The 19128-nt window shown below is 40.4% G+C and carries 18 protein-coding genes, 3 tRNA genes and 1 pseudogene; 7 read left to right on the top strand and 15 right to left on the bottom strand.

What is annotated here, in order from left to right; genetic code table 11:
• Positions 1 to 243: pseudogene (locus tag V6259_RS15490) on the bottom strand (hypothetical protein); the annotation flags it as partial.
• A 1200-nt stretch (positions 244 to 1443) separates the two neighbouring features.
• Here V6259_RS15490 and pdxR point away from each other — a divergent pair.
• Positions 1444 to 2931 carry a MocR-like pyridoxine biosynthesis transcription factor PdxR gene (gene pdxR, locus V6259_RS15485; RefSeq protein ID WP_341585310.1) on the top strand — a complete coding sequence of 496 codons (1488 nt, stop codon included), beginning with the start codon at positions 1444 to 1446 and terminating at the stop codon, positions 2929 to 2931.
• 172 nt (positions 2932 to 3103) lie between these two features.
• On the opposite strand, the gene V6259_RS15480 is transcribed toward pdxR, so the two are convergent.
• The 12 genes from V6259_RS15480 to V6259_RS15425 all read right to left on the bottom strand — a co-directional run bounded on the left by V6259_RS15480 (position 3104) and on the right by V6259_RS15425 (position 14051).
• Positions 3104 to 3541, bottom strand: a complete 438-nt coding sequence (locus tag V6259_RS15480; RefSeq protein WP_341585308.1) for an acyl-CoA thioesterase — start codon at positions 3539 to 3541, stop codon at positions 3104 to 3106.
• Between the two features lie 186 nt (positions 3542 to 3727).
• Entirely contained in the window at positions 3728 to 3985 is a 258-nt protein-coding gene (locus V6259_RS15475; protein ID WP_341585307.1) for a hypothetical protein, read from the bottom strand.
• A gap of 489 nt (positions 3986 to 4474) precedes the next feature.
• Positions 4475 to 6244, bottom strand: a complete 1770-nt coding sequence (locus V6259_RS15470; RefSeq protein WP_341585305.1) for a diguanylate cyclase — start codon at positions 6242 to 6244, stop codon at positions 4475 to 4477.
• Between the two features lie 455 nt (positions 6245 to 6699).
• Complete coding sequence (locus tag V6259_RS15465; protein WP_341585303.1) at positions 6700 to 8316, bottom strand: hypothetical protein; 1617 nt, start codon at positions 8314 to 8316, stop codon at positions 6700 to 6702.
• 587 nt (positions 8317 to 8903) lie between these two features.
• Positions 8904 to 8989, bottom strand: a tRNA-Leu gene (locus tag V6259_RS15460).
• Between the two features lie 11 nt (positions 8990 to 9000).
• Positions 9001 to 9074, bottom strand: a tRNA-Cys gene (locus V6259_RS15455).
• Between the two features lie 26 nt (positions 9075 to 9100).
• Positions 9101 to 9175 (bottom strand) — tRNA-Gly (locus V6259_RS15450).
• Positions 9176 to 9271: 96 nt separating this feature from the next.
• On the bottom strand, positions 9272 to 9832 hold the full coding sequence (gene pgsA / locus V6259_RS15445; RefSeq protein ID WP_341585301.1) for a CDP-diacylglycerol--glycerol-3-phosphate 3-phosphatidyltransferase: 561 nt from the start codon (positions 9830 to 9832) through the stop codon (positions 9272 to 9274).
• A 38-nt stretch (positions 9833 to 9870) separates the two neighbouring features.
• Positions 9871 to 11691 carry an excinuclease ABC subunit UvrC gene (gene uvrC, locus V6259_RS15440; protein ID WP_133012727.1) on the bottom strand — a complete coding sequence of 607 codons (1821 nt, stop codon included), beginning with the start codon at positions 11689 to 11691 and terminating at the stop codon, positions 9871 to 9873.
• A 10-nt stretch (positions 11692 to 11701) separates the two neighbouring features.
• Positions 11702 to 12346, bottom strand: coding sequence for a response regulator (locus V6259_RS15435; protein ID WP_133012728.1), 645 nt, complete (start codon positions 12344 to 12346; stop codon positions 11702 to 11704).
• A 123-nt stretch (positions 12347 to 12469) separates the two neighbouring features.
• Positions 12470 to 13120 (bottom strand): hypothetical protein, encoded by a 651-nt coding sequence (locus tag V6259_RS15430; RefSeq protein ID WP_341585298.1) that lies wholly within the window; start codon positions 13118 to 13120, stop codon positions 12470 to 12472.
• A gap of 58 nt (positions 13121 to 13178) precedes the next feature.
• Positions 13179 to 14051, bottom strand: coding sequence for a DnaT-like ssDNA-binding domain-containing protein (locus V6259_RS15425; protein WP_341585296.1), 873 nt, complete (start codon positions 14049 to 14051; stop codon positions 13179 to 13181).
• 234 nt (positions 14052 to 14285) lie between these two features.
• Between V6259_RS15425 and hpf the strand changes: the two genes are divergently transcribed.
• The 6 genes from hpf to V6259_RS15395 all read left to right on the top strand — a co-directional run bounded on the left by hpf (position 14286) and on the right by V6259_RS15395 (position 16883).
• Positions 14286 to 14603 carry a ribosome hibernation-promoting factor, HPF/YfiA family gene (hpf, locus tag V6259_RS15420; protein WP_341585294.1) on the top strand — a complete coding sequence of 106 codons (318 nt, stop codon included), beginning with the start codon at positions 14286 to 14288 and terminating at the stop codon, positions 14601 to 14603.
• A gap of 162 nt (positions 14604 to 14765) precedes the next feature.
• Positions 14766 to 15422 (top strand): Bax inhibitor-1/YccA family protein, encoded by a 657-nt coding sequence (locus V6259_RS15415; RefSeq protein ID WP_133012731.1) that lies wholly within the window; start codon positions 14766 to 14768, stop codon positions 15420 to 15422.
• 37 nt (positions 15423 to 15459) lie between these two features.
• Positions 15460 to 15909, top strand: coding sequence for a sulfurtransferase complex subunit TusD (tusD, locus tag V6259_RS15410; RefSeq protein ID WP_240537129.1), 450 nt, complete (start codon positions 15460 to 15462; stop codon positions 15907 to 15909).
• Positions 15910 to 15915: 6 nt separating this feature from the next.
• Entirely contained in the window at positions 15916 to 16263 is a 348-nt protein-coding gene (locus tag V6259_RS15405) for a DsrE family protein (RefSeq protein WP_133012732.1), read from the top strand.
• Positions 16263 to 16553 carry a DsrH/TusB family sulfur metabolism protein gene (locus V6259_RS15400; protein WP_240537130.1) on the top strand — a complete coding sequence of 97 codons (291 nt, stop codon included), beginning with the start codon at positions 16263 to 16265 and terminating at the stop codon, positions 16551 to 16553. Before V6259_RS15405 ends, V6259_RS15400 begins: the two co-directional genes overlap by 1 nt.
• A 3-nt stretch (positions 16554 to 16556) precedes the next feature.
• Positions 16557 to 16883 (top strand): TusE/DsrC/DsvC family sulfur relay protein, encoded by a 327-nt coding sequence (locus V6259_RS15395; RefSeq protein WP_133012733.1) that lies wholly within the window; start codon positions 16557 to 16559, stop codon positions 16881 to 16883.
• A gap of 110 nt (positions 16884 to 16993) precedes the next feature.
• On the opposite strand, the gene cobA is transcribed toward V6259_RS15395, so the two are convergent.
• The gene (gene cobA, locus V6259_RS15390; protein ID WP_133012734.1) at positions 16994 to 17737 is read right to left on the bottom strand and encodes a uroporphyrinogen-III C-methyltransferase; all 744 of its coding nucleotides are present in this window, start codon (positions 17735 to 17737) and stop codon (positions 16994 to 16996) included.
• A gap of 61 nt (positions 17738 to 17798) precedes the next feature.
• The gene (gene serS, locus V6259_RS15385) at positions 17799 to 19100 is read right to left on the bottom strand and encodes a serine--tRNA ligase (protein ID WP_341585289.1); all 1302 of its coding nucleotides are present in this window, start codon (positions 19098 to 19100) and stop codon (positions 17799 to 17801) included.
• Positions 19101 to 19128: the final 28 nt, after the last annotated feature.

The following is a 19128-nucleotide window of genomic DNA, read 5'->3' as shown; positions in this document are numbered from 1 at the left end:
TACACCGATTGCAGCGTCATTAACGGTATTCTGTTCAGAGCCTAATTGACTGTTCAAGAACAAACGCGCCGTATCATCTGTGTGCGCTTCCAATTCCTGAACAAACTTAGTTGCCACAGCATACTGGCCACTACCTTCACTGCCACCTAGTGCTATTTTGAATTGTTCTGCAACTGCTGTCATCGACATAGTACAAGCCAATACACAACCAATAACTAACGATGGAGCTTTAGATTTAATCATTTTCATATCCTGCCTCTCATTTGGAATTTTGGTAACGACGATAATATTTATTGTTTTTAATTTTTATAAAATTACTATTTTAGTATTTCTAAACTGACGTTTTATTAATCAGATTATAATTTTTCATAACATCACATGACGAAGACTTGCTTATCCTTTTCCTCTTACTCAGTGATTCCTAGTCATTATGTAACCCATACCTACACACAACCTCGGCAAAACAACCAAACATCAACGAGCAAAAAATATATTTTTTATACCTTTTGCACAATATTGATACTTTCTAAGTAAAGCACAATTTTGCACAAGCCACTTAAGTTAGCCTATGCCGTATGCAGCGTAGTCATTTTCTGGAACCTACTTTTAGATGAATCAGTGCCCATGATCAAATAAAAAGTTTATATTCCATCCTTCTGGACCAAAAGGAAAAACAAATCTGGCACCATAGAATTTATCTCAATTTCTGAGTTCCATGCTTTACAATAATGCAATAACGACACTTATAAGTTTCTAGAGCAACAAGTGCATTACCTTTGCAAAGCCATTGAATAAAACCGTAATATCCGCCTATCTTATAGGCCCAAAATAAAAATAGAATAAGACCAAGAAAAATACACTTAGATATAGTGCTAGAACTAAACTGGCATAAAAATAAAACATCATAACAAAATTAAATCCAATAAAAACAACAACTTATGAAAATATTAAATCACAAAAACCCCTTGACTAAATCACCTAGAAAACGAAGAGTAAAAACTGAAAATTGAAAAACGGCGAGATTAACAAGGAATTAATTGATTAAAGAGTAAAATATTGATTATAAATCCACCAATATGATAAGAGAATATTTATAACCACTTGGTTAAATAAACTAATATTTCTGGAAATATAAGCAATTCAAATTTACTAATACTCCATCTATCAAAATAATAACTAAAAATAAAGAAGCCCCTTTCTTTGCAGGCTAACAACAAAAAATAAGCAGAATGCTAGCAACCTACTTCGTATTCAAAAATAAATAAATTCTATTTTCTCAGCTTAAACCATCAACTATGATATCGTTCAAAAACCAACTGAATTAATGATTGTATTCGAGGGCTGCTCTCCTCTTTCGTTTTGTATGAGTACCCATTTTTCATCAATATTTCGCAGGCTATCCATAACATCGAAGCGCTTGCTCTGAACATGAGAATTTTGTATATGCTCCAGCTTTTTCACCTAATCCAAGATAAAAATATTAGCCTGCAAAAGCAATTAAGAGAGCAGATTGCAAGCGCAATTATGAATGGAAATATGCCGCTAGACACGCCTCTCCCCTCTAGTAGAAAGCTAGCAAAAGACCTGAACATTGCTCGAAACACAGTGGTCTTGGCTTATGAACACCTTTTAGATGATGGTTACCTTGTTGCTCGTGAACGTCGTGGATATTTCGTTAACCCTGACATTCTAAATGGCCAAGTTGCGAGCCAATCTAATCAACAGACTACCGAGGGCAACCTTCCAGATTGGCAGCGCCGATTCAAAATCCACCCCAGCGAGCAAATCAATATTAATAAAGCTCCGGATTGGCAAAGCTATCAATATCCTTTTATTTATGGCCAATTTGACGAGAAAATATTTCCGACCGTTAACTGGCGAGAATGCTGTCGTGATGCAGTCAGTGATGCAGCGGTTAGTGGCTGGGCCTCAGACAGCTTAGACCACGACGACCCTAGGTTAATTGAACAAATTCGTACTCGCTTACTTCCTCGTCGTGGCATTTGGGCCTCACCAGACCAAATACTCGTTACGGTCGGCGCTCAGTTGTCTCTCTATATATTGGCGCAATTACTACTGGATAGACGATCTACCCTTGGCATAGAAGACCCTGGGTATGTCGATATCAGGAATATCGCCAAACTACATGAATGCCAAATTGAGCCATTGCCCATCGATAAAGACGGACTAATCATTGGCGAACAACTCCGTCACTGTGATCTCATTTATACAACACCTAGTCATCAGTGCCCTACCGCTGTAACAATGCCACTAGAACGACGTTACGAGCTATTAAACCGAGCGCATCTTGATGATTTTTTGATTATTGAAGACGATTACGAAAGCGAAACCAACTTTAGTAGCAAACCGAATCCAGCACTAAAAAGCCTAGATAAGAGCGACCGTGTCATTTATATCGGGAGTTTATCGAAAACATTGGCCCCAGGTCTGCGTCTGGGTTATGTCGTTGCATCAAAAGAATTAATAAAAGAAGCTCGCGCCTTACGACGCTTAATGATTCGCCACCCAGCATCCAACAATCAAAGAGCTGCGGCCATGTTTCTAGAGAGAGGTTATTATGATGCGCTAGTCATGAATATTAGTCGTAATTATCAAACCCGTTGGCTCGCAATGGACCAAGCTCTCAACAAGTACCTGCCTGGCAGCCATGACGCACCGACTTTTGGTGGTTCTTGCTATTGGGTGAAATGTCCCGAAGGATTAGATACTTCCGAATTAAAACAACGCGCGATGGCGGAAGGTATTATTATCGAACCAGGGCACATACATTTCTATTATGACGACAACGCACCTCGTAATTTTATTCGCTTAGGATTCTCTTCCATATCAACCGATCGAATCGAACCCGGTATTAAAAAGCTAGCTGAGCTGATTAACGCGATGAGTGACGAGTCGTCAAACGAAAATTAAAACGCTTTCGGGGAATAATAGGATAAATTTTTACAGAAGAACCAGTAACTAACCCATTGCCTAAGGTCAGTTACTGAATCTAACAAGAGATGACATTTAAATAGCAACCACAACTAACAGTAAGACAATCGGCTGCCTCACATTGCTCTTAGAGATGCTCTTAGAGATGCTCTTAGAGATGCTCTTCAGACAAATGCTCTAATACATAATCAGGTAAATCTGCTTCATTAGGAATTGGCATTGGAAGACCCTCTTCATCAATAGCAACAAACTTAAATGTTCCTTCTGTCACTTTTTCACGTTTACCAATGCGTCCTCGTCTTACCCACGCTTCAACACGAATATTCATAGACGTACGACCATGAGATTCAACATGAGTATAAATACCTAAAATATCACCCACCTTCACAGGCCGAATAAAACTCATCCCATCAAGGGCGACGGTCACCACTCTCGACTGAGCTCTTTGGCCTGCACAAATACCGGCCGCGATATCCATTTGAGAAACAACCCAACCACCAAAAATATCACCTGCGGGATTTGTGTCACTAGGCATTGCAACAGTACGAGTCGTTAAACGCCCTTTTACTTTTTCTTCAGTTGCTGACATAGACTGTCCCTTTCAAATATTCATTACAGATAAAATTACACGATACTTTTAGACTCACTTTTCTCTCAGAGCCTAATCGTCGCTCTGAAAACTACTCACTAAAAGCATATAAACTAAAAAATTAAAACACCCACAAACGACACAAAATCAGCAGGGTTAAGTATTCACACAAAATACGTCGAATATTTAAGAAAACTCACTTCGCAAATAATTGGTTAATTTTTGAGAAGAGCGAACATCCTGAAGAAACGACAATTTAAGATAAGCTTCGACAGCACGAATATTAGAGTCCGTTATCCACCCTCTTTCATTATAAAAAGATTGAATAAATGCCAAGACTTCAAATCCATTATTTTTATCAATTTCAGTATTTTCTGCATTCGAATGCTCGACATCCCAGTTATAAATACCTTTTAAATCACTGCGTTTAACTTGATAGACCATTAATATAACCCCTTCTCCCAGCATAACCCCTTAAGACTAGACGTTATGTAAACACTTTTCTGAAGGTTTTATTTATACAGGGAAAGCACGTTAGGATTGAGCAAAAAACCGTCACAAATACGTGAAATTTAAAATGACAATCATTTAGCTAAATTAACAAAGATAAAGTAATAGACAATGTAAAAAAGAAGGGAGTTTAGTAATAGATAAAAGCACCATCAAAAAACATTATTTCTTTAAAATCAGTCAATAAAATCAACCACTTGGAACAGATTTTCTACTACTTCCTTAACCTTCCAAACATAGTATAGACTTGTACCGACCCTGCCAAGAAAAATAGAACCCAAAATACCAACAAAGACACAACGGTAAAAACACCACTCTCTTAAAGCAATACAAGACTAAAATCGCCTATTTTTGCTTTGAATCAGTCCAGCTGTGTATTTCTTGTTCCATAGGTTTCCCTTGAAGAACATAACACCATAAAAATCAGATAATGATTTTATCTCTACCCGTATTTTTAGCTTGATACAACTTCTTATCGGCTTGCTCTACTAATTCTTCTGCAGAAATATCGCCACCTTCATCCACATGAACGACGCCGAAACTCATAGTGATATGTTGATCATTAACCACAGGATGATCTACAAAGCTTTGCCTAATGCTGTTCAGCCTTGCCATTACTTGAACAATATCAGCATTAAGAAAGACTAGGGTAAATTCTTCACCGCCGTAGCGCGCAACGATATCAAGCGAAGACCGCACATGCTTTTTAAGGTTCATCGCTACAGAAACCAACGCCAAGTCACCAACCGTATGCCCGAATTTATCATTAATACGCTTGAAATGATCAATATCACATAACACAAAGGTCAACTGTTGCTCTTGTTGCTGGGCGCGAGCCAAGGCTTGCTCGAATACTTGGTTAAACCCACGCCTATTATATAAAGAGGTTAATTCATCGGTTAAAGAGTTCTCGAGTAAATGCTCATTTTCCCCTTGTAGATAAGATGTTCTCTCCGCTACTTTTTCCTCCAGATTCTGCATTATGTCGGCAAGATTATCGGCCATCGAACTCAACCCTCGACTAAGGGAGTTAATTTCACTGACCCCACTTAAAGGGTTTGGCAGCATTTGGACAGCCTTTAGATCTTTTTCATTGGCAACCTGATTAAGACGCTGAATCGGCTTACCTATGTACCAAGCAATCAAAGAACCAACACCGCCAATGCAGAGGAAAAGCATTAATGTAATAAACACCGTACTTTGGGTATAACTGGCCAAAACACTCTCATGATAAGAGCTGGGGATAAGCACGCCTACTTGCCATTTTTTGCCATATTTAAGCGCAATAGGACGCAGATAATATAGGTACTTTTGCCCTTCAACATCCAGCGTTTTCATGCCGGTTTCTAGGTGCTGGCTAGCAAGTCGAAAGGCTTGATTAGAGTGACTATTAAGGTTTGAGCGCGTGGTAACACCATCTTTAGTTTGGTACAGCTTTCCCTTTTCCGAAGTGGCGATTAAATCACCATTTTCTTCCGCCAAAAAGATGTAAGCCCCTTTTACTAAATCTAAAGACGCCAGATATTTATCCAACTCAATCAAAGCAACACTGGTTGCTGTGACGCCAAGCAACTTGCCCTCTTTGTCATATATTGGCGCCGACAAATCAATACCCAGTGCAGGAAAACCGTAATAAGGCTCAATATGTCCCCAAGTTACTTGCTTGTTTTTAACCGCAAGTTTATAAAATGGCCGCACTCTAGGGTCGTAAGCAAAGGTCGGATCAGATTTGATTTTGTCGCCAATAATGATTCGTGGATCGTACTTAAACCCTTCCATCGTTAGTGGTTTATGGACAAAATTGGCAGCGATATTATGCAGCCCTTTTTTGATAGGATTTTGTGAAGAGCTAACATAACGTCCATCGGTTGTGGCGACAGAGATAAACGTCATTTGTGAATAAGGGATTGCCTGCTCATAAAACCGTCCTGCGACAGAGGTTAAATTATCAAGCAGTTCTGGTCGGTTGGAAAAAGCATTGATGTTCAATTCCATTATGTTGGTCAAAGGCGCAACAAAGTCTTGCACACGATCGTAAATACGACCCTCCACCTCTTTGATGTATTGCACACCCACCTTGTTCGCAATATTGGCGATCGTGACAGAGGACAGTATGTACATGGTCACCCCAGAAATCAGGGCAAGCACAACAAACGGAGTAACAATCAACCAGCGTAACGGAACAGTCTTCACTATAAATTTACTCTACTAAATCATGCTTCTTTTAAATTTTGATCAAAGAATAAAATCTGATCATTAATTCAGCTATTTAAATAATTGTACTATGAAGACAGTGAATTATGGAAACCCTGTGCACCAAAACTTACATAAATACAGGATAGACAAAGAACAACACGACCCCAATCAAAAGACTTGAGAAAAGCGACCTGCGGACTTGATTCAAAAGAGGCACAGCATGTACAAGCGTCCCCTCCTAACACTAGGCAACGTGTTGTGTAGTCAGAAAACGCACTAACTGGCATGGGTCACCAGCGAAGCCATGTCATAAGCACTCGCCCAAAGTATTATCACCAAACACTGAACCAAATTACAGACTCAAAAAAACCGCCTAAGAGCGGTTTTTTATGAAGTAAATCTAAACATTATTAATATTTAGATATTTATTAAAAATAAAAATCTTCGATGAATTATATTTTTTTAACTAACCTAATTATTAAGTAAACTAAAAATATAATAATCCCTACTACAGAAAAAGAAACGAGTGGAACAAATAGCGCTTTCAGAAATGGAAACATCTCTTTTACAAATGGCCTCACCAAAAAATCAGACAATCCAGTAGCACCAATCAAACCAAATATAAAAGTTAGCATTTGGTCATTTTTACCTTTTCTTATATCTGCTTTATATTTTATTTCGTCCAAATAAAACTTTGCTGATTCTTTACTTGAATCTATCAAATCATAAGAACCTGAAGATTTTATAAAATAAATAATAGTACTAACAATTTCCCCCGAATAACTACTAATATGAACAGAGCGATCGAATTTTGACAATGTTTTATATGCATGCAGTAGATTCTTATCATTCAAAGGAGTATGCACCCAATCACATGCTCTATATATCAACATATTGTAGTATTCAAGTTGTTCAGACCTAGCCTGATTCTCATAAATATTTGAAATAGCCTGCCTATCATGCCATATATTGTCCCCTTCACCATCGCGTCTTAAGCAAGTTCTTAAAATTACAGATCTATTGGCATGTAGGCATGACTCGTCACTCATCCTCAAGTCTGGTGGTAACTCTGGAATATTATCTAATTTATAAAATCTAATGAGAATTCTCGAAAGTGAATTTGAAAAATCATCATATAAACAACCTTTAGTGCTTGGCTGGTCATCAAAACGTAATAAAGATACTGATGGCCTACCCTGCCAAATAAAATCAATAGGGTTATGTTGATTTTTTTTATTAGCCTGAATAACAATGCTAGAAATAACTGAGCAATAAATTGAACGACACATTTCTAAATTTGACTGTGCCGACTCCTGGGTTTCCGTACCAAAAATTTTATATAATAACCAGCTCCTCCCCCCGACATTAAATTCCTGCCCTCCTCCATTAAGCGAATCTTCAATCACTTTAGAAGAGTCTAACTTCATTTTTTTAATTAGCCTTTTAACAGATTTACTCTTAAAACCGACCCCTGCTATAGAAAACATATCCTCAAATGCATTTTTCATTACTATTTCAGCATCTATAGTTTGAAGCCTAGAATCTAGCCATATAAATGAAAAGTTGCGGCTTATAAGATTCACCACTCCGGACAAGAAATCAGGTTCTTCCAAACCATCCCAAGTAGCATCTAATTGAAAGCTTAATATAGCTAATCCATTACTATATATTTTTACAGATGAATTTAAAGGATAATTATAATCTTCGTCGTCTAAAATCAATGGAGGTAAATTACATCTTAAATAATTTAAGTTTTGACTTTGAATATTCTCCTCATGAAATGCCAAGCTTAAAGAATTTGAAAGATCACCTACAATATCATCAGGGGTATTTTTTTCAAAAACAATATCCCACTCTCTATTTTGTGAATTTCTTTTAATCTCTAATAACCCTATATCTATTTTTTTATTTTCATTAAAGTAAATATATTTATAATCAGAGAAAAACACAGACAAAGCCAATCCGGAAGAAATAATTGCCTCACCGGTTTTAAGAAGATCAATCTCTGAGATATCAAAGCCAAGTGCATAATTATAAAAAACACAAGCCTGATTGACCTTAAGATCCATATTAATCCAACCTTTTAATTATATTTCAATCGACTAGTCAAAGCATCACGTATTAACTATCAACAATAGACTAAATAAACCTAGCCCACACTTGTTCCGTTAGGATAATAAGCGGATGCCCGCTTTCTCTTAGCTCTATCACTTTTTGTATCTTACGCCCAAAGCTGGTGTGCTTCCAATCTGCCGATACTTGGGAGCCAATCACGGCGTAGCTCGGCTCTTCACAAGGCGATGGCAGCCGCTTCTACTTATTTGCGGTTGCCAGTCTTGAATGGCACACCCACACCCTAGCCAGTCCTTTTTTAAAAGCATAAGGAGGATGTAGTTTGGTTCGCTGCTAGACGCGCTCCACGGGGAGCTGGACGTATTCGAAGATATAAGAGGCTGCCAATTCAATAAAATTGCTTGTATGCGCTCTCTGAGTCATTTACGACTTAGGTTGGTATGAATCTTAAGGTAGTAAATAATCAGTAGGATGCTTTAAAGAGTAACAAGGAAACACAAGAAGAATTAAAAAAGAGAGAAGAGATAGGGATTTAGAATTGAGAGGGATAACAAAATTTAGGCGAAAAAAAAGGCACCATAAATGGTGCCCGGGACCGGAATCGAACCGGTACGCTTATTCAGCGCAAGATTTTAAGTCTTGTGTGTCTACCAATTTCACCACCCGGGCATTTTCTGATATGGAGGCCGGAGTCGGAATCGAACCGGCGTTAACGGAGTTGCAGTCCGCTGCATGACCACTCTGCCATCCGGCCTTCAATATATCAGATGTCTTTTAAGCTGGAGCGGGAAACGAGGCTCGAACTCGCGACCCCAACCTTGGCAAGGTTGTGCTCTACCACTGAGCTATTCCCGCGTCTCAAAAGACGTGGCCTATTCTATGTATTTGAACTTTCACGTCAAGGGAAAAATTCAAATAAATAGCTAACTTAGGCACTTTTTTTATATTTGATTATTTTTTGTCCGAATGTTTTGGAACTAACTCTGGCCATGCTGCTTTCAAATAAATATACATAGACCAAAGAGTGAGCAACGCGGCGACAACGAGTACTGACTCGCCAAAAAAAGACCACATGGTTCCTGGCGGACTGCCTAGCAGAATAAAAATAGCGAGCATCTGCATGGCTGTTTTTAGTTTGCCAATATAAGAAACAGCGACGCTAGCACGCTTACCCATTTCGGCCATCCATTCGCGCAATGCTGAAATAACAATTTCTCGACCAACAATAACAGCGCTGGCTAATGTCATCAGTGGATCAGCATAACTTGCCACCAGCATAACCAAGGCAACCGATACCATCAGTTTATCCGCTACCGGATCAAAGAAAGCCCCAAACGGTGTTGTCTGGTTTAGCTTTCTCGCTAAATAGCCATCAAGCCAGTCTGTCCAAGCTGCCAGAGCAAACACGGCCGCACAGGTATAGTAGCGCCCTTCCCATGGTAAATAATAAATAGCCACCAAAATCGGGATCATAAAAATCCGCAGGGAGGTTAATATATTTGGTATGTTCATCGTTTTCCTATTTAAAGCCTATAAAATGTACAAGAAAATCAGTTCTTATGGAGATACAGATAAATCTCTTCGGCTTTTTTCACACCGATTCCTTTTACCTTGCTAATGTCTGTTTGGCTCGCCGCTAATAGTTCTTGGTAACCGCCGAAAGTAGACAATAATTCTTTACGTCGACTTGGTCCAATACCCGGAATATCTTCTAATACAGAATGCCGTCTTTTCTTATCTCGGCGACGACGGTGGCTTGTTATTGCAAATCGATGAGCCTCATCGCGAATATGCTGAATCAAGTGAAGTGCAGCAGAGTCTGGCGGCAACACCACTTCGTCTTCTTTAGAGCCTATGTACAAGGTTTCTAAACCTGGTTTTCGAGTGTCGCCTTTTGCGACACCGAGTAAGAATATATCCACCAGACCAAGTTCCTTTAAGACGGCTTCTGCTTGTGTTAGTTGCCCTTTACCACCGTCTATCAGTAATACGTCTGGCGCGTCTAGTTCGCCACTTTTAACCCGCTTATATCGGCGCATTAAAGCTTGCTTCATCGCTCCATAATCATCGCCCGGCTCCACACCTTCGATGTTAAAAGAACGATAGCGTTTTTTATCCGGCCCATCTGGTCCAAAAACAACACAGGACGCTACGGTTGCTTCACCACTTGAGTGGCTTATGTCGAAACATTCCATATGACTAGGCGGCTCTTTAAAGCCTAATACTTTTTGTAGCGCGGTGACACGACTAAAATGATTTCGTTTGTCAGATAAGCGCGCTTGCAACCCTTGTTCAGCATTAAGTTTTGCTAAGTCTAGCCAACGAGCTCGTTGGCCTCGTACATTATGCAACACTTCGATGCGTTTTTGTGTCGTTTCAAACACACCTTCTACTAATGCTTCACCATCGTCTAATTCATGGCTGGTAATTAATACTTTAGGAAGTTCTTGGATGCCCCCTAAATAAAACTGAGCAATAAACGATGACAACAATTCACCTTCGGATATTTCGATCGGCATTTTAGGGTAATAACTTTTACTACCAACTACTTTTCCGTGGCGAACCATCATGACATGAACACACAAACCACCGGGCTGAATGATGGCGGCAATAACGTCAGCATCTCCCGTTTGTCCGTAAACATCCTGCTGCTCTTGGATGTGCTTAAGCTGAATCATTTGGTCGCGCAATTCTGCCGCACGCTCAAATTCCATGTCTAAGGCGGCGGCTTTCATTTTATCTGAAATTTCGCTCGTTAACTCTTGGCTTTTACCTTGTAAAAACATCCTAGCATGACGAACATCGTCATCGTATTGGGCATCTCCAATCAAGCCGACACACGGCCCTGAACAACGTTTTATTTGATACTGAAGGCAAGGTCTGGAACGATTTGAATAGGTGCCATCTTCACACTGGCGAACCTTGAAAACCTTTTGCATGGTACTTAGGCTTTCGCGTACGGCGCTGCCACTAGGAAAAGGCCCATACAGTTTCCCTGAACTTACTTTATTGCCTCGTCGAAATAACAATGCAGGATGGTGATGGTCAGATAACAAAATATAGGGGTAGGACTTGTCGTCACGAAGCAGAATATTATAAGGTGGGCGATGCTGTTTAATCAGCGTCTGTTCGAGCAACAGAGCTTCAGTTTCACTCTTTGTTACGGTGATTTCTATTGCGTCGATTCGACTTACTAGCGCCATTGTCTTAGTCGTCAGACCTGCGGCTCGAAAATAACTCGATACTCGATTCTTTAAGTTTTTAGCTTTCCCCACATACAACAAATCGCCCTTGCCATACATACGGTAGACGCCGGGTCGAGTCGTTAAGTGGCTAACAAAATGCTTTGGATCAAATTCTAAGTGAGTCAAACAAACCTCATTACGATCCCATTCCAAGGACGCTATAACGTACCGCTAACCGAATCAGCTCCACATCACTCTCAATACTCAATTTAGAAAAAATGCGAGTTCGATAGGTACTGACTGTTTTAGGGCTTACATTTAGATGTATGGCTATTTCCGTTGATTTTTTACAATCTACAATCATTTGAGCAACTTGCAATTCACGGTCTGATAACGCTTCAAGCGGGGAACCTTTGCTGTCGATAGTGTATTTTGTTAATGCCATTTTTTGTGCGATGCATTGTGAAACATAGCGGTCACCCTTGTGGACAGCATCCAATGCATCTAGCAACTCCGATGTATTCGTCCCTTTCGTCAAATAACCTGAAGCACCGGCCTCTAACAACTTAATGGGATACAAGCTGTCATCCAGTGCGGATAACGCAATAATTTTCACTCTAGGCATTAGGCGTTTGATTTCTTTTGTTGCCCCTAAGCCTCCAATACCAGGCATATGAACATCCATCAGAACAATGTCAGGAAGCAGTATTCGCGTTTGTATAATCGCATCTTCACCATTGTGAACAATACCAACAACCTCTACACCTTTTACATCCTGTAAAACACGGCTAATTCCCTGACTCACCATATCGTGATCATCGACAATCAGGATTTTCAACAAAGAAACCACCTTATCAAACAGTTAACTTACTACTCTCTCTATGTTAACTAGAATGGCACTAAGCTCATAGCATTGAGTGTGTTTTATTTTGACTCATAGCAAAGATGACTAAATCAACAAGAATTATTCTGGAAGTGTTCCGTTATATCCCATTAACTTCAGCTTTTCTTCTGCTATTAAGCGATAGCGTTGGCGAATCCCTGTACCTTGGGTTTTTTGAGTGTAATACAGTATTGGAGCAATCTCTTCTTCTGATAATTTGAGCTGCTTAGCTATACGACTAATCAGATCATCTACACCAACCGACGCCTTATTCTCGATCATAATAACTCTGGGAATAACAAGACGTTCTCCAGAAATCACACGATCGACTACTTTTACGTAATTTTCTTCAAAAAGCGGCCATGTTACACGCTCTTCTTCTGACTTAAGCTTGTACCAGCCTGTTTGAGTTCCAGCAAAGTAAATAGCAGGATGAGACCAGCGGTATGACAAGGGATCAGAGCGACAAGCACACGCTTCTAAATACGCACTACGAGGATCAAGTAAACCATAGGCTTTATAGGCGGTATTAATCAGTTTCAAGAACTCGGAAATAGTCGGCGGCCATGCGTAAACTTCTTTGGTTCGCTCTACTGCATACGCCAATAAAGGCTCTTGATAGCCTTTAAGTACAACAGCCCATTCACGCTTAGCCAGTTTCACCTCATCTGGATTACTGTATGCGGAAGCAAACTTATGAGTATAAATCGCCTTAAACCGGGCGAATAGCATATTCACTAGTACCCGAGTTTGCTGCTGTGCCTCTTCGCGCTGAGTATCCTGCTGGGTATTACCAGTCTGTGTCGTGGATGTTTGTGAGAGCGTCGCTAACTTGCTCGCGAGAGGTTTTATTAAATTTTGAACTGCCTGAGGTTCCTTCATATGAAGACCGATCCGATTGTTTGTATTGCCACTGACGTTTTACGTATTTGAAAAATTCACTGTTCCACGTTCTTACATTTTTTCGCTGCTCTTTTATTCGTAACAGAAACTCAGCTTGCAGCGATAATGCAAATTCTCTCGTAATACCCGCTTGAGCAATTTGCTCTAGTGTGGTTTCTTCGGGTTGCCATTGTCCCGGCTGTCGAGCAAGTTCTTTTTGCTCTAAATATAAATCAAAATCCGTTATGCCTCGACGGTCATTAACCACAGGCGGTTGCGAAGGCTGAACATTTTGGCGAGCCGCTTGCCTAGGAGCATAATTTGCCTTCGGCGGGGTCGACTGCGATTGCTTTGGAGTAAAATGCGAATGTTGCGACGTTTGAGCAGGTGCTGCCCTTGTTGTCTGCGTCGTTTTTTCTCGCACTTCTTGTTGCAAACGGTTCATCTTACCCATCAGAGAATCCTCTGATTCTGCTTGAGGCATCGGCTGCGCTTCTGCCTGTACGCTCCCCGACATAGGCACAACCTGTATTTCCAAAGACTGATCATGACGCTGAAAACTTAATAATTGGCTAATTTGTAAATTGGCCAATAATCGCATCACCATAGGCACAGTCCAGAAAGGAAGTTGCGCGCTGAGTTGAGCAATATCCATTTTTAAAACAGCAGAATTCATCACATAAGACTGCTGCTTTAAAAAGGTTAAAAGTACCGTCTCTTCTAGGCCAATTTGGGCTGCCATAGAAAAAGAAATAGGCAATAAAAAATCGTTGTTCAACATAATCCTCGCTTTACACTTTTAGCGCTTCAGTCTAACAAAAGCTTGCGCCATAAGCACGATAACCCGCAAAAGCAATAACCTGAAAATAACAATTTTTCACTTAACAAATAGTTGTGACGACAACATAACAGTTACATAAACCCTCATTGACACATGCGAAAGTGGCTCCTATGCTCGAATGGTGGGAAATAAAAAGCCCCATCTAAAGCCAACTTTACTGAGGAGAAAAGTTGTATGCATACAATCAATATTACCGGACACCACATTGATGTTACGCAAGCGATTAAAGACCACATCAATGAAAAGTTTCATAAAGTGTCCAAGCTAACCGACAAAATCACCACTGTTAATATAATCCTATTGCAGGACAATAAAAACCAAAAAGCAGAAGTCACTGTCCACCTTCCGGGCAAAGAGCTTTTTGCCGCCGCCTCCTCTGAAAACAGGCTATTTCATGCGATAGACGCGATGATAGATAAGTTAACAAGACAAATAGCAAAACATAAAACCAAACAGAATCCAGGAGCTTATAAGGCGGCTACCGTTTCATGACAAGCCGACAATGCCAAAAGCAAGGCAACTCATCAAAAACACCGAGCTAAACTCGGTGTTTTTGTATCAACTTGTAACTATTCAAAACACACCTTGAGTTTTTGAACTAACGCCCTCATATTAAGTCATAAGATAGACATAAACTTTCAAGGAGTAACTCTCATGCGTTATACCGAAGCCTTTGCGACACATACGTCAAAATCGGCCAACAAAACGCTCCGCAACACTTATGCGTTGCTATCACTAACATTATTGTTCAGTGCTTTTACTGCGAGCATGAGTTTGGCTTTTAACCTGCCTCACCCAGGTATCATAATTACATTGGTTGGCTTTTATGGCTTACTTTACTTAACTTATAAATTTAAAAACAGCTCAGTCGGTATTCTTTGTGTTTTTGCCCTAACTGGCTTCATGGGAATCACTCTAGGGCCCATTCTAAATGCTTATCTAAGCATGGCAAATGGCGCTAGCATGATAATGAGTGCATTAGGCATCACCGGCTTATCGTTCTTAGGTCTTTCTGCTTACGCTTTAATATCTAAAAAAGATTTTAGCTTTTTAAATGGCTTTATTACTGTCGGTTTCTTTGTGTTGTTGTTTGCAGTAATTGCAGGCATCTTCGTACAAATGCCCGCGTTGCAGATTTTTATCTCTGCTGGTTTTGCTCTGTTTTCAGCAGCCATTATTCTGCTACAAACGAGTCAAATTATTAACGGCGGCGAAACAAATTACATCATCGCAACCGTGAACCTCTACGTGTCTCTATACAACATGTTCTTGAGTGTTCTGTCTCTTTTGGGCATGGCAAACGACGATTAATAAACATTAAGAATCACTAAACAAAAAAGGCCGCTGCATGCGGCCTTTTTTATTGGTAAACTTATTGCTTAATTGCAACAAGGCACAGAATCCAATGCACTACGCTCTTTTAGTCACTGGCTCACCCTACCAAACAAAAGCCTGCCATAGCGCTTTAAAATTTCTTAAAGCCGCCCTACTCAACAAAGAAAACACTCTTGAAGGCGTGTTCTTTTATGAAGATGCGGTCCTTATTGGCAATGCACTCACTCAGCCACCAAGAGACGAGTTTGATGTCAGAAAAGCTTGGGTTGAATTAACCAATGAGCACAAGATTCCACTGTACCTGTGTATTGCTGCGTCAGTACGCCGTGGCATTATTAACGAAACAGAAAGCCAGCGCTATGAATTGCCTCAACACAGCTTATCTGAAGGCTTTCAGTTAGAAGGGTTAGGAACATTTGTCGAGCTAATGAACTCAACAACTAAAATAATACAGTTTAGGTAATCCTCCATGACCAACACGTTAATTCACCTAAGCAGCTCTCCTTACTCTAGCCTTGCCTGTAAAGAAGGCTTAGACCTAGCCTTGGTTCTGGCCACGTTTGAGCAACCCGTTGACCTCTGTTTTTCAGGCGCCGCTTTATCGCTTTTGTATAACCATCAACAAACGACAAAAGAAGATGGTAAGCACTTATATAAATTACTTGATGGATTAGAATTCTATGACATTGATAATATCTATATAGAAAGAGACAACGAATTAACGAAAGAGGTCGACATTTGGCCGGGCACTAAGGCGCTCGATCAAAAAGACTGGTACGCCCTCTTTTCTCAATACCAACATGTTTTTCGGTTTTAATGATGCAACTACACCAATTAAATCAGTTAGCTTATCCAAACGACATTGAACAAACTTGGATTAACAGCCTTAAAATAGGCGACACTTTGTGCTTAATCGAAGAAGCTATTCTGCGCTGCCAAACTCAGCATGACACCCTCAAAGCGCTGATAGAACAAAAAGACATTTCACTCTTTTATTTAAAAAGTGACACTTTGGCTTATGGCGTCAACCCAACATTAGGAACAGCGCTAAGCGATGATGAGTGGGTTCATATGACACTAACCTCAGACACAAACATAAGCTGGTAAACAATGAGTAATAGTATGGATCACATTGGTGTAGATGAAGAAGGCTACCTTCTCAATCTAGCAGACTGGACACCAGAACTTGCAAACACACTAGCGGCACAAGAATCTCTAATTTTGACAGAAATGCATTGGGAGATTATTTTTTTACTTAGAGACTTCTACCAAAAATTCGAAGTTTCCCCAGCTATGCGCCCTCTTGTTAAAGCGGTCTCCAAAGAACTAGGAGCAGAAAAAGGACGGAGCATCTATCTAATGAAGCTGTTTCCCGGTAGCCCACCAAAATTAGCGGCAAAAATTGCAGGACTCCCTAAACCAGCCAATTGCATATAAGCCAAGCTAGGTAACATTACAGCCAGCTATTTATCAGAGACACATAAAAAAACCACAAAAAAAAGGCGCTATTGAAGCGCCTTTTCTTATATCTATTAGCACTATTATCGTTAGTACTTACCGTGCCATTCCAGCTTATTTTGCAAGGTAACAACATCACCAATAATAAGTAATGCTGGCGATTTCACATCATTCTGTTTAATCACTGCCAAAATGTCACTAATTGTAGAAGTAAATACCCTCTGCTCTAGCGTAGTTCCTTTTTCCACCACTGCAACTGGCATCGACGGCTTCATACCAAAACGTATAAGAGACTGGCTTATTTCTTCTAATCCCGTCAGCCCCATGTAAATCACTAGGGTTTGAGCTGGGTGAACCAATTCATCCCACGGTAAATCTGTAGTGCCATCTTTAAGATGACCGGTAAGAAAGCGAACGGATTGTGCGTAGTCTCGATGCGTAAGAGGAATCCCTGCATACGCAGCGCAACCAGCGGCCGCTGTTATACCTGGTACAACTTCAAAAGGAACACTTTCTTGCACAAGCTCTTCAAGCTCTTCACCGCCACGCCCGAAAATAAAAGGGTCTCCGCCTTTAAGACGAACGACCATTTTGCCCTCTTTGGCTTTTTGCGCTAATAATCCATTAATCTCATTCTGCGGCAAGCTGTGCATGGATTTAGCTTTACCAACATACATTTTTTCAGCCGTAGTAGGAATCAAAGCAATAATATCAGCACCCACTAAACGGTCATAAAGCACCACATCTGCAGTTGTAATCAAACGATGCGCTTTGATCGTTAATAACTCTGGATCACCTGGACCAGCGCCAACTAAATACACTTTACCTGTCATAGAATATCTCTAGTTTTACAAAAAAAAGCCTCTTCTGAGGCTTTTTTAAAATAAAGAAAGCTTATGCTTTTTCCAATACTCGCTTGCCGCCCATGTAAGGCAACAAAACATCAGGAACACGCACACTACCATCTGCATTTTGGTAATTTTCCAAAACAGCGACAAGCGTACGACCTACAGCTAAACCTGATCCATTTAAAGTATGTGCTAACTCAGGACGACCTGTTTCTGGATTACGCCAGCGAGCCTGCATACGACGCGCTTGAAAATCACACATATTAGAACAAGAAGAAATTTCACGGTATTTTCCTTGCCCCGGCAACCAAACTTCAATGTCATACGTTTTATGTGCTGAGAAACCTAAGTCTCCACCACACAAAATAACAGTACGGTAAGGAAGCTTTAGTTTTTGTAGAATCGTTTCTGCATGACCAACAAGCTCTTCAAGTATCGCTTCAGAACGATCCGGGCGGCAGACGTGTACCAACTCTACTTTTTCGAATTGATGCTGACGAATCATGCCGCGAGTATCACGGCCATAACTTCCTGCTTCACTACGAAAACAAGGCGTATGAGCCACAAACTTTTTGTGTAACTCTGCGTCATTTAGAATTTCATTACGCACTAAGTTTGTAACAGGGACTTCTGCTGTTGGTATAAGATAAAGATCATTATTACCACTTTCTTTATCAACAGGTACTTTGAATAAGTCTTCTTCGAACTTCGGTAATTGACCCGTTCCTTTCAAAGACGTCGCATTCACTAAATAGGGAACATATACCTCAGAATAACCATGCTCATCGACATGAGTATTGATCATAAACTGAGTTAGAGCGCGGTGAAGACGAGCTAAATCACGATGCATAACCGCAAAGCGAGACCCGGTGATTTTAACCGCTGCTTCAAAATCTAACAGTTCAAGATTTTCACCAAGATCAACATGGTCTTTCGGCTCAAAATCGAATTCTTTTGGCTCACCCCAGCGACGAATTTCAATATTATCATCTTCTGTTTTGCCATCTGGCACAGAAGGATGAGGAATATTCGGAATCCCTTCTAATAAGCTTTCAAACTCTTCTTGGACCTGAGCCAGCTGCGACTTTGCCGCTTCAAGATCGTCACCTAGTGTCGATGTTTGAGCTTTCAACTCAGCCGCCTTGTCTTTGTCGCCAGACTTCATCGCTTGACCAATTTCTTTAGAAACCGCATTTCGCGATTGCTGCAATTGCTCCGTTTCCACTTGAATGGCTTTACGGCGCTCTTCTAGGGAAGAAAAACGAGCAACATCTAGTTCGTACCCTTTTTTCTTAAGCTGTGCCGCAATGGCTTCTGGGTCAGCGCGTAGCGCTTTAATATCTAACATCGGTGCAACAAATTCCTCTAAAAGTAAT

The organism is Marinomonas sp. TI.3.20 (genome assembly GCF_038155025.1).
In the GTDB taxonomy this organism is placed as follows: Bacteria; Pseudomonadota; Gammaproteobacteria; order Pseudomonadales; family Marinomonadaceae; genus Marinomonas; species Marinomonas flavescens.
Note: the sequence above shows the minus strand (reverse complement) of the source record. Positions and strands in the feature narration are given on the sequence as shown.

Bases quoted from the DNA above. Each gene is read 5' to 3' on its own strand.
- pdxR (WP_341585310.1), top strand. From the start codon at position 1,444: ATGCTCCAGCTTTTTCACCTAATCCAAGATAAAAATATTAGCCTGCAA.
- V6259_RS15480 (WP_341585308.1), bottom strand. From the start codon at position 3,541: ATGTCAGCAACTGAAGAAAAAGTAAAAGGGCGTTTAACGACTCGTACT.
- V6259_RS15475 (WP_341585307.1), bottom strand. From the start codon at position 3,985: ATGGTCTATCAAGTTAAACGCAGTGATTTAAAAGGTATTTATAACTGG.
- V6259_RS15465 (WP_341585303.1), bottom strand. From the start codon at position 8,316: ATGGATCTTAAGGTCAATCAGGCTTGTGTTTTTTATAATTATGCACTT.
- pgsA (WP_341585301.1), bottom strand. From the start codon at position 9,832: ATGAACATACCAAATATATTAACCTCCCTGCGGATTTTTATGATCCCG.
- V6259_RS15430 (WP_341585298.1), bottom strand. From the start codon at position 13,120: ATGCTATTCGCCCGGTTTAAGGCGATTTATACTCATAAGTTTGCTTCC.
- V6259_RS15425 (WP_341585296.1), bottom strand. From the start codon at position 14,051: ATGTTGAACAACGATTTTTTATTGCCTATTTCTTTTTCTATGGCAGCC.
- hpf (WP_341585294.1), top strand. From the start codon at position 14,286: ATGCATACAATCAATATTACCGGACACCACATTGATGTTACGCAAGCG.
- V6259_RS15415 (WP_133012731.1), top strand. From the start codon at position 14,766: ATGCGTTATACCGAAGCCTTTGCGACACATACGTCAAAATCGGCCAAC.
- tusD (WP_240537129.1), top strand. From the start codon at position 15,460: ATGCGGCCTTTTTTATTGGTAAACTTATTGCTTAATTGCAACAAGGCA.
- V6259_RS15405 (WP_133012732.1), top strand. From the start codon at position 15,916: ATGACCAACACGTTAATTCACCTAAGCAGCTCTCCTTACTCTAGCCTT.
- V6259_RS15400 (WP_240537130.1), top strand. From the start codon at position 16,263: ATGATGCAACTACACCAATTAAATCAGTTAGCTTATCCAAACGACATT.
- V6259_RS15395 (WP_133012733.1), top strand. From the start codon at position 16,557: ATGAGTAATAGTATGGATCACATTGGTGTAGATGAAGAAGGCTACCTT.
- cobA (WP_133012734.1), bottom strand. From the start codon at position 17,737: ATGACAGGTAAAGTGTATTTAGTTGGCGCTGGTCCAGGTGATCCAGAG.
- serS (WP_341585289.1), bottom strand. From the start codon at position 19,100: ATGTTAGATATTAAAGCGCTACGCGCTGACCCAGAAGCCATTGCGGCA.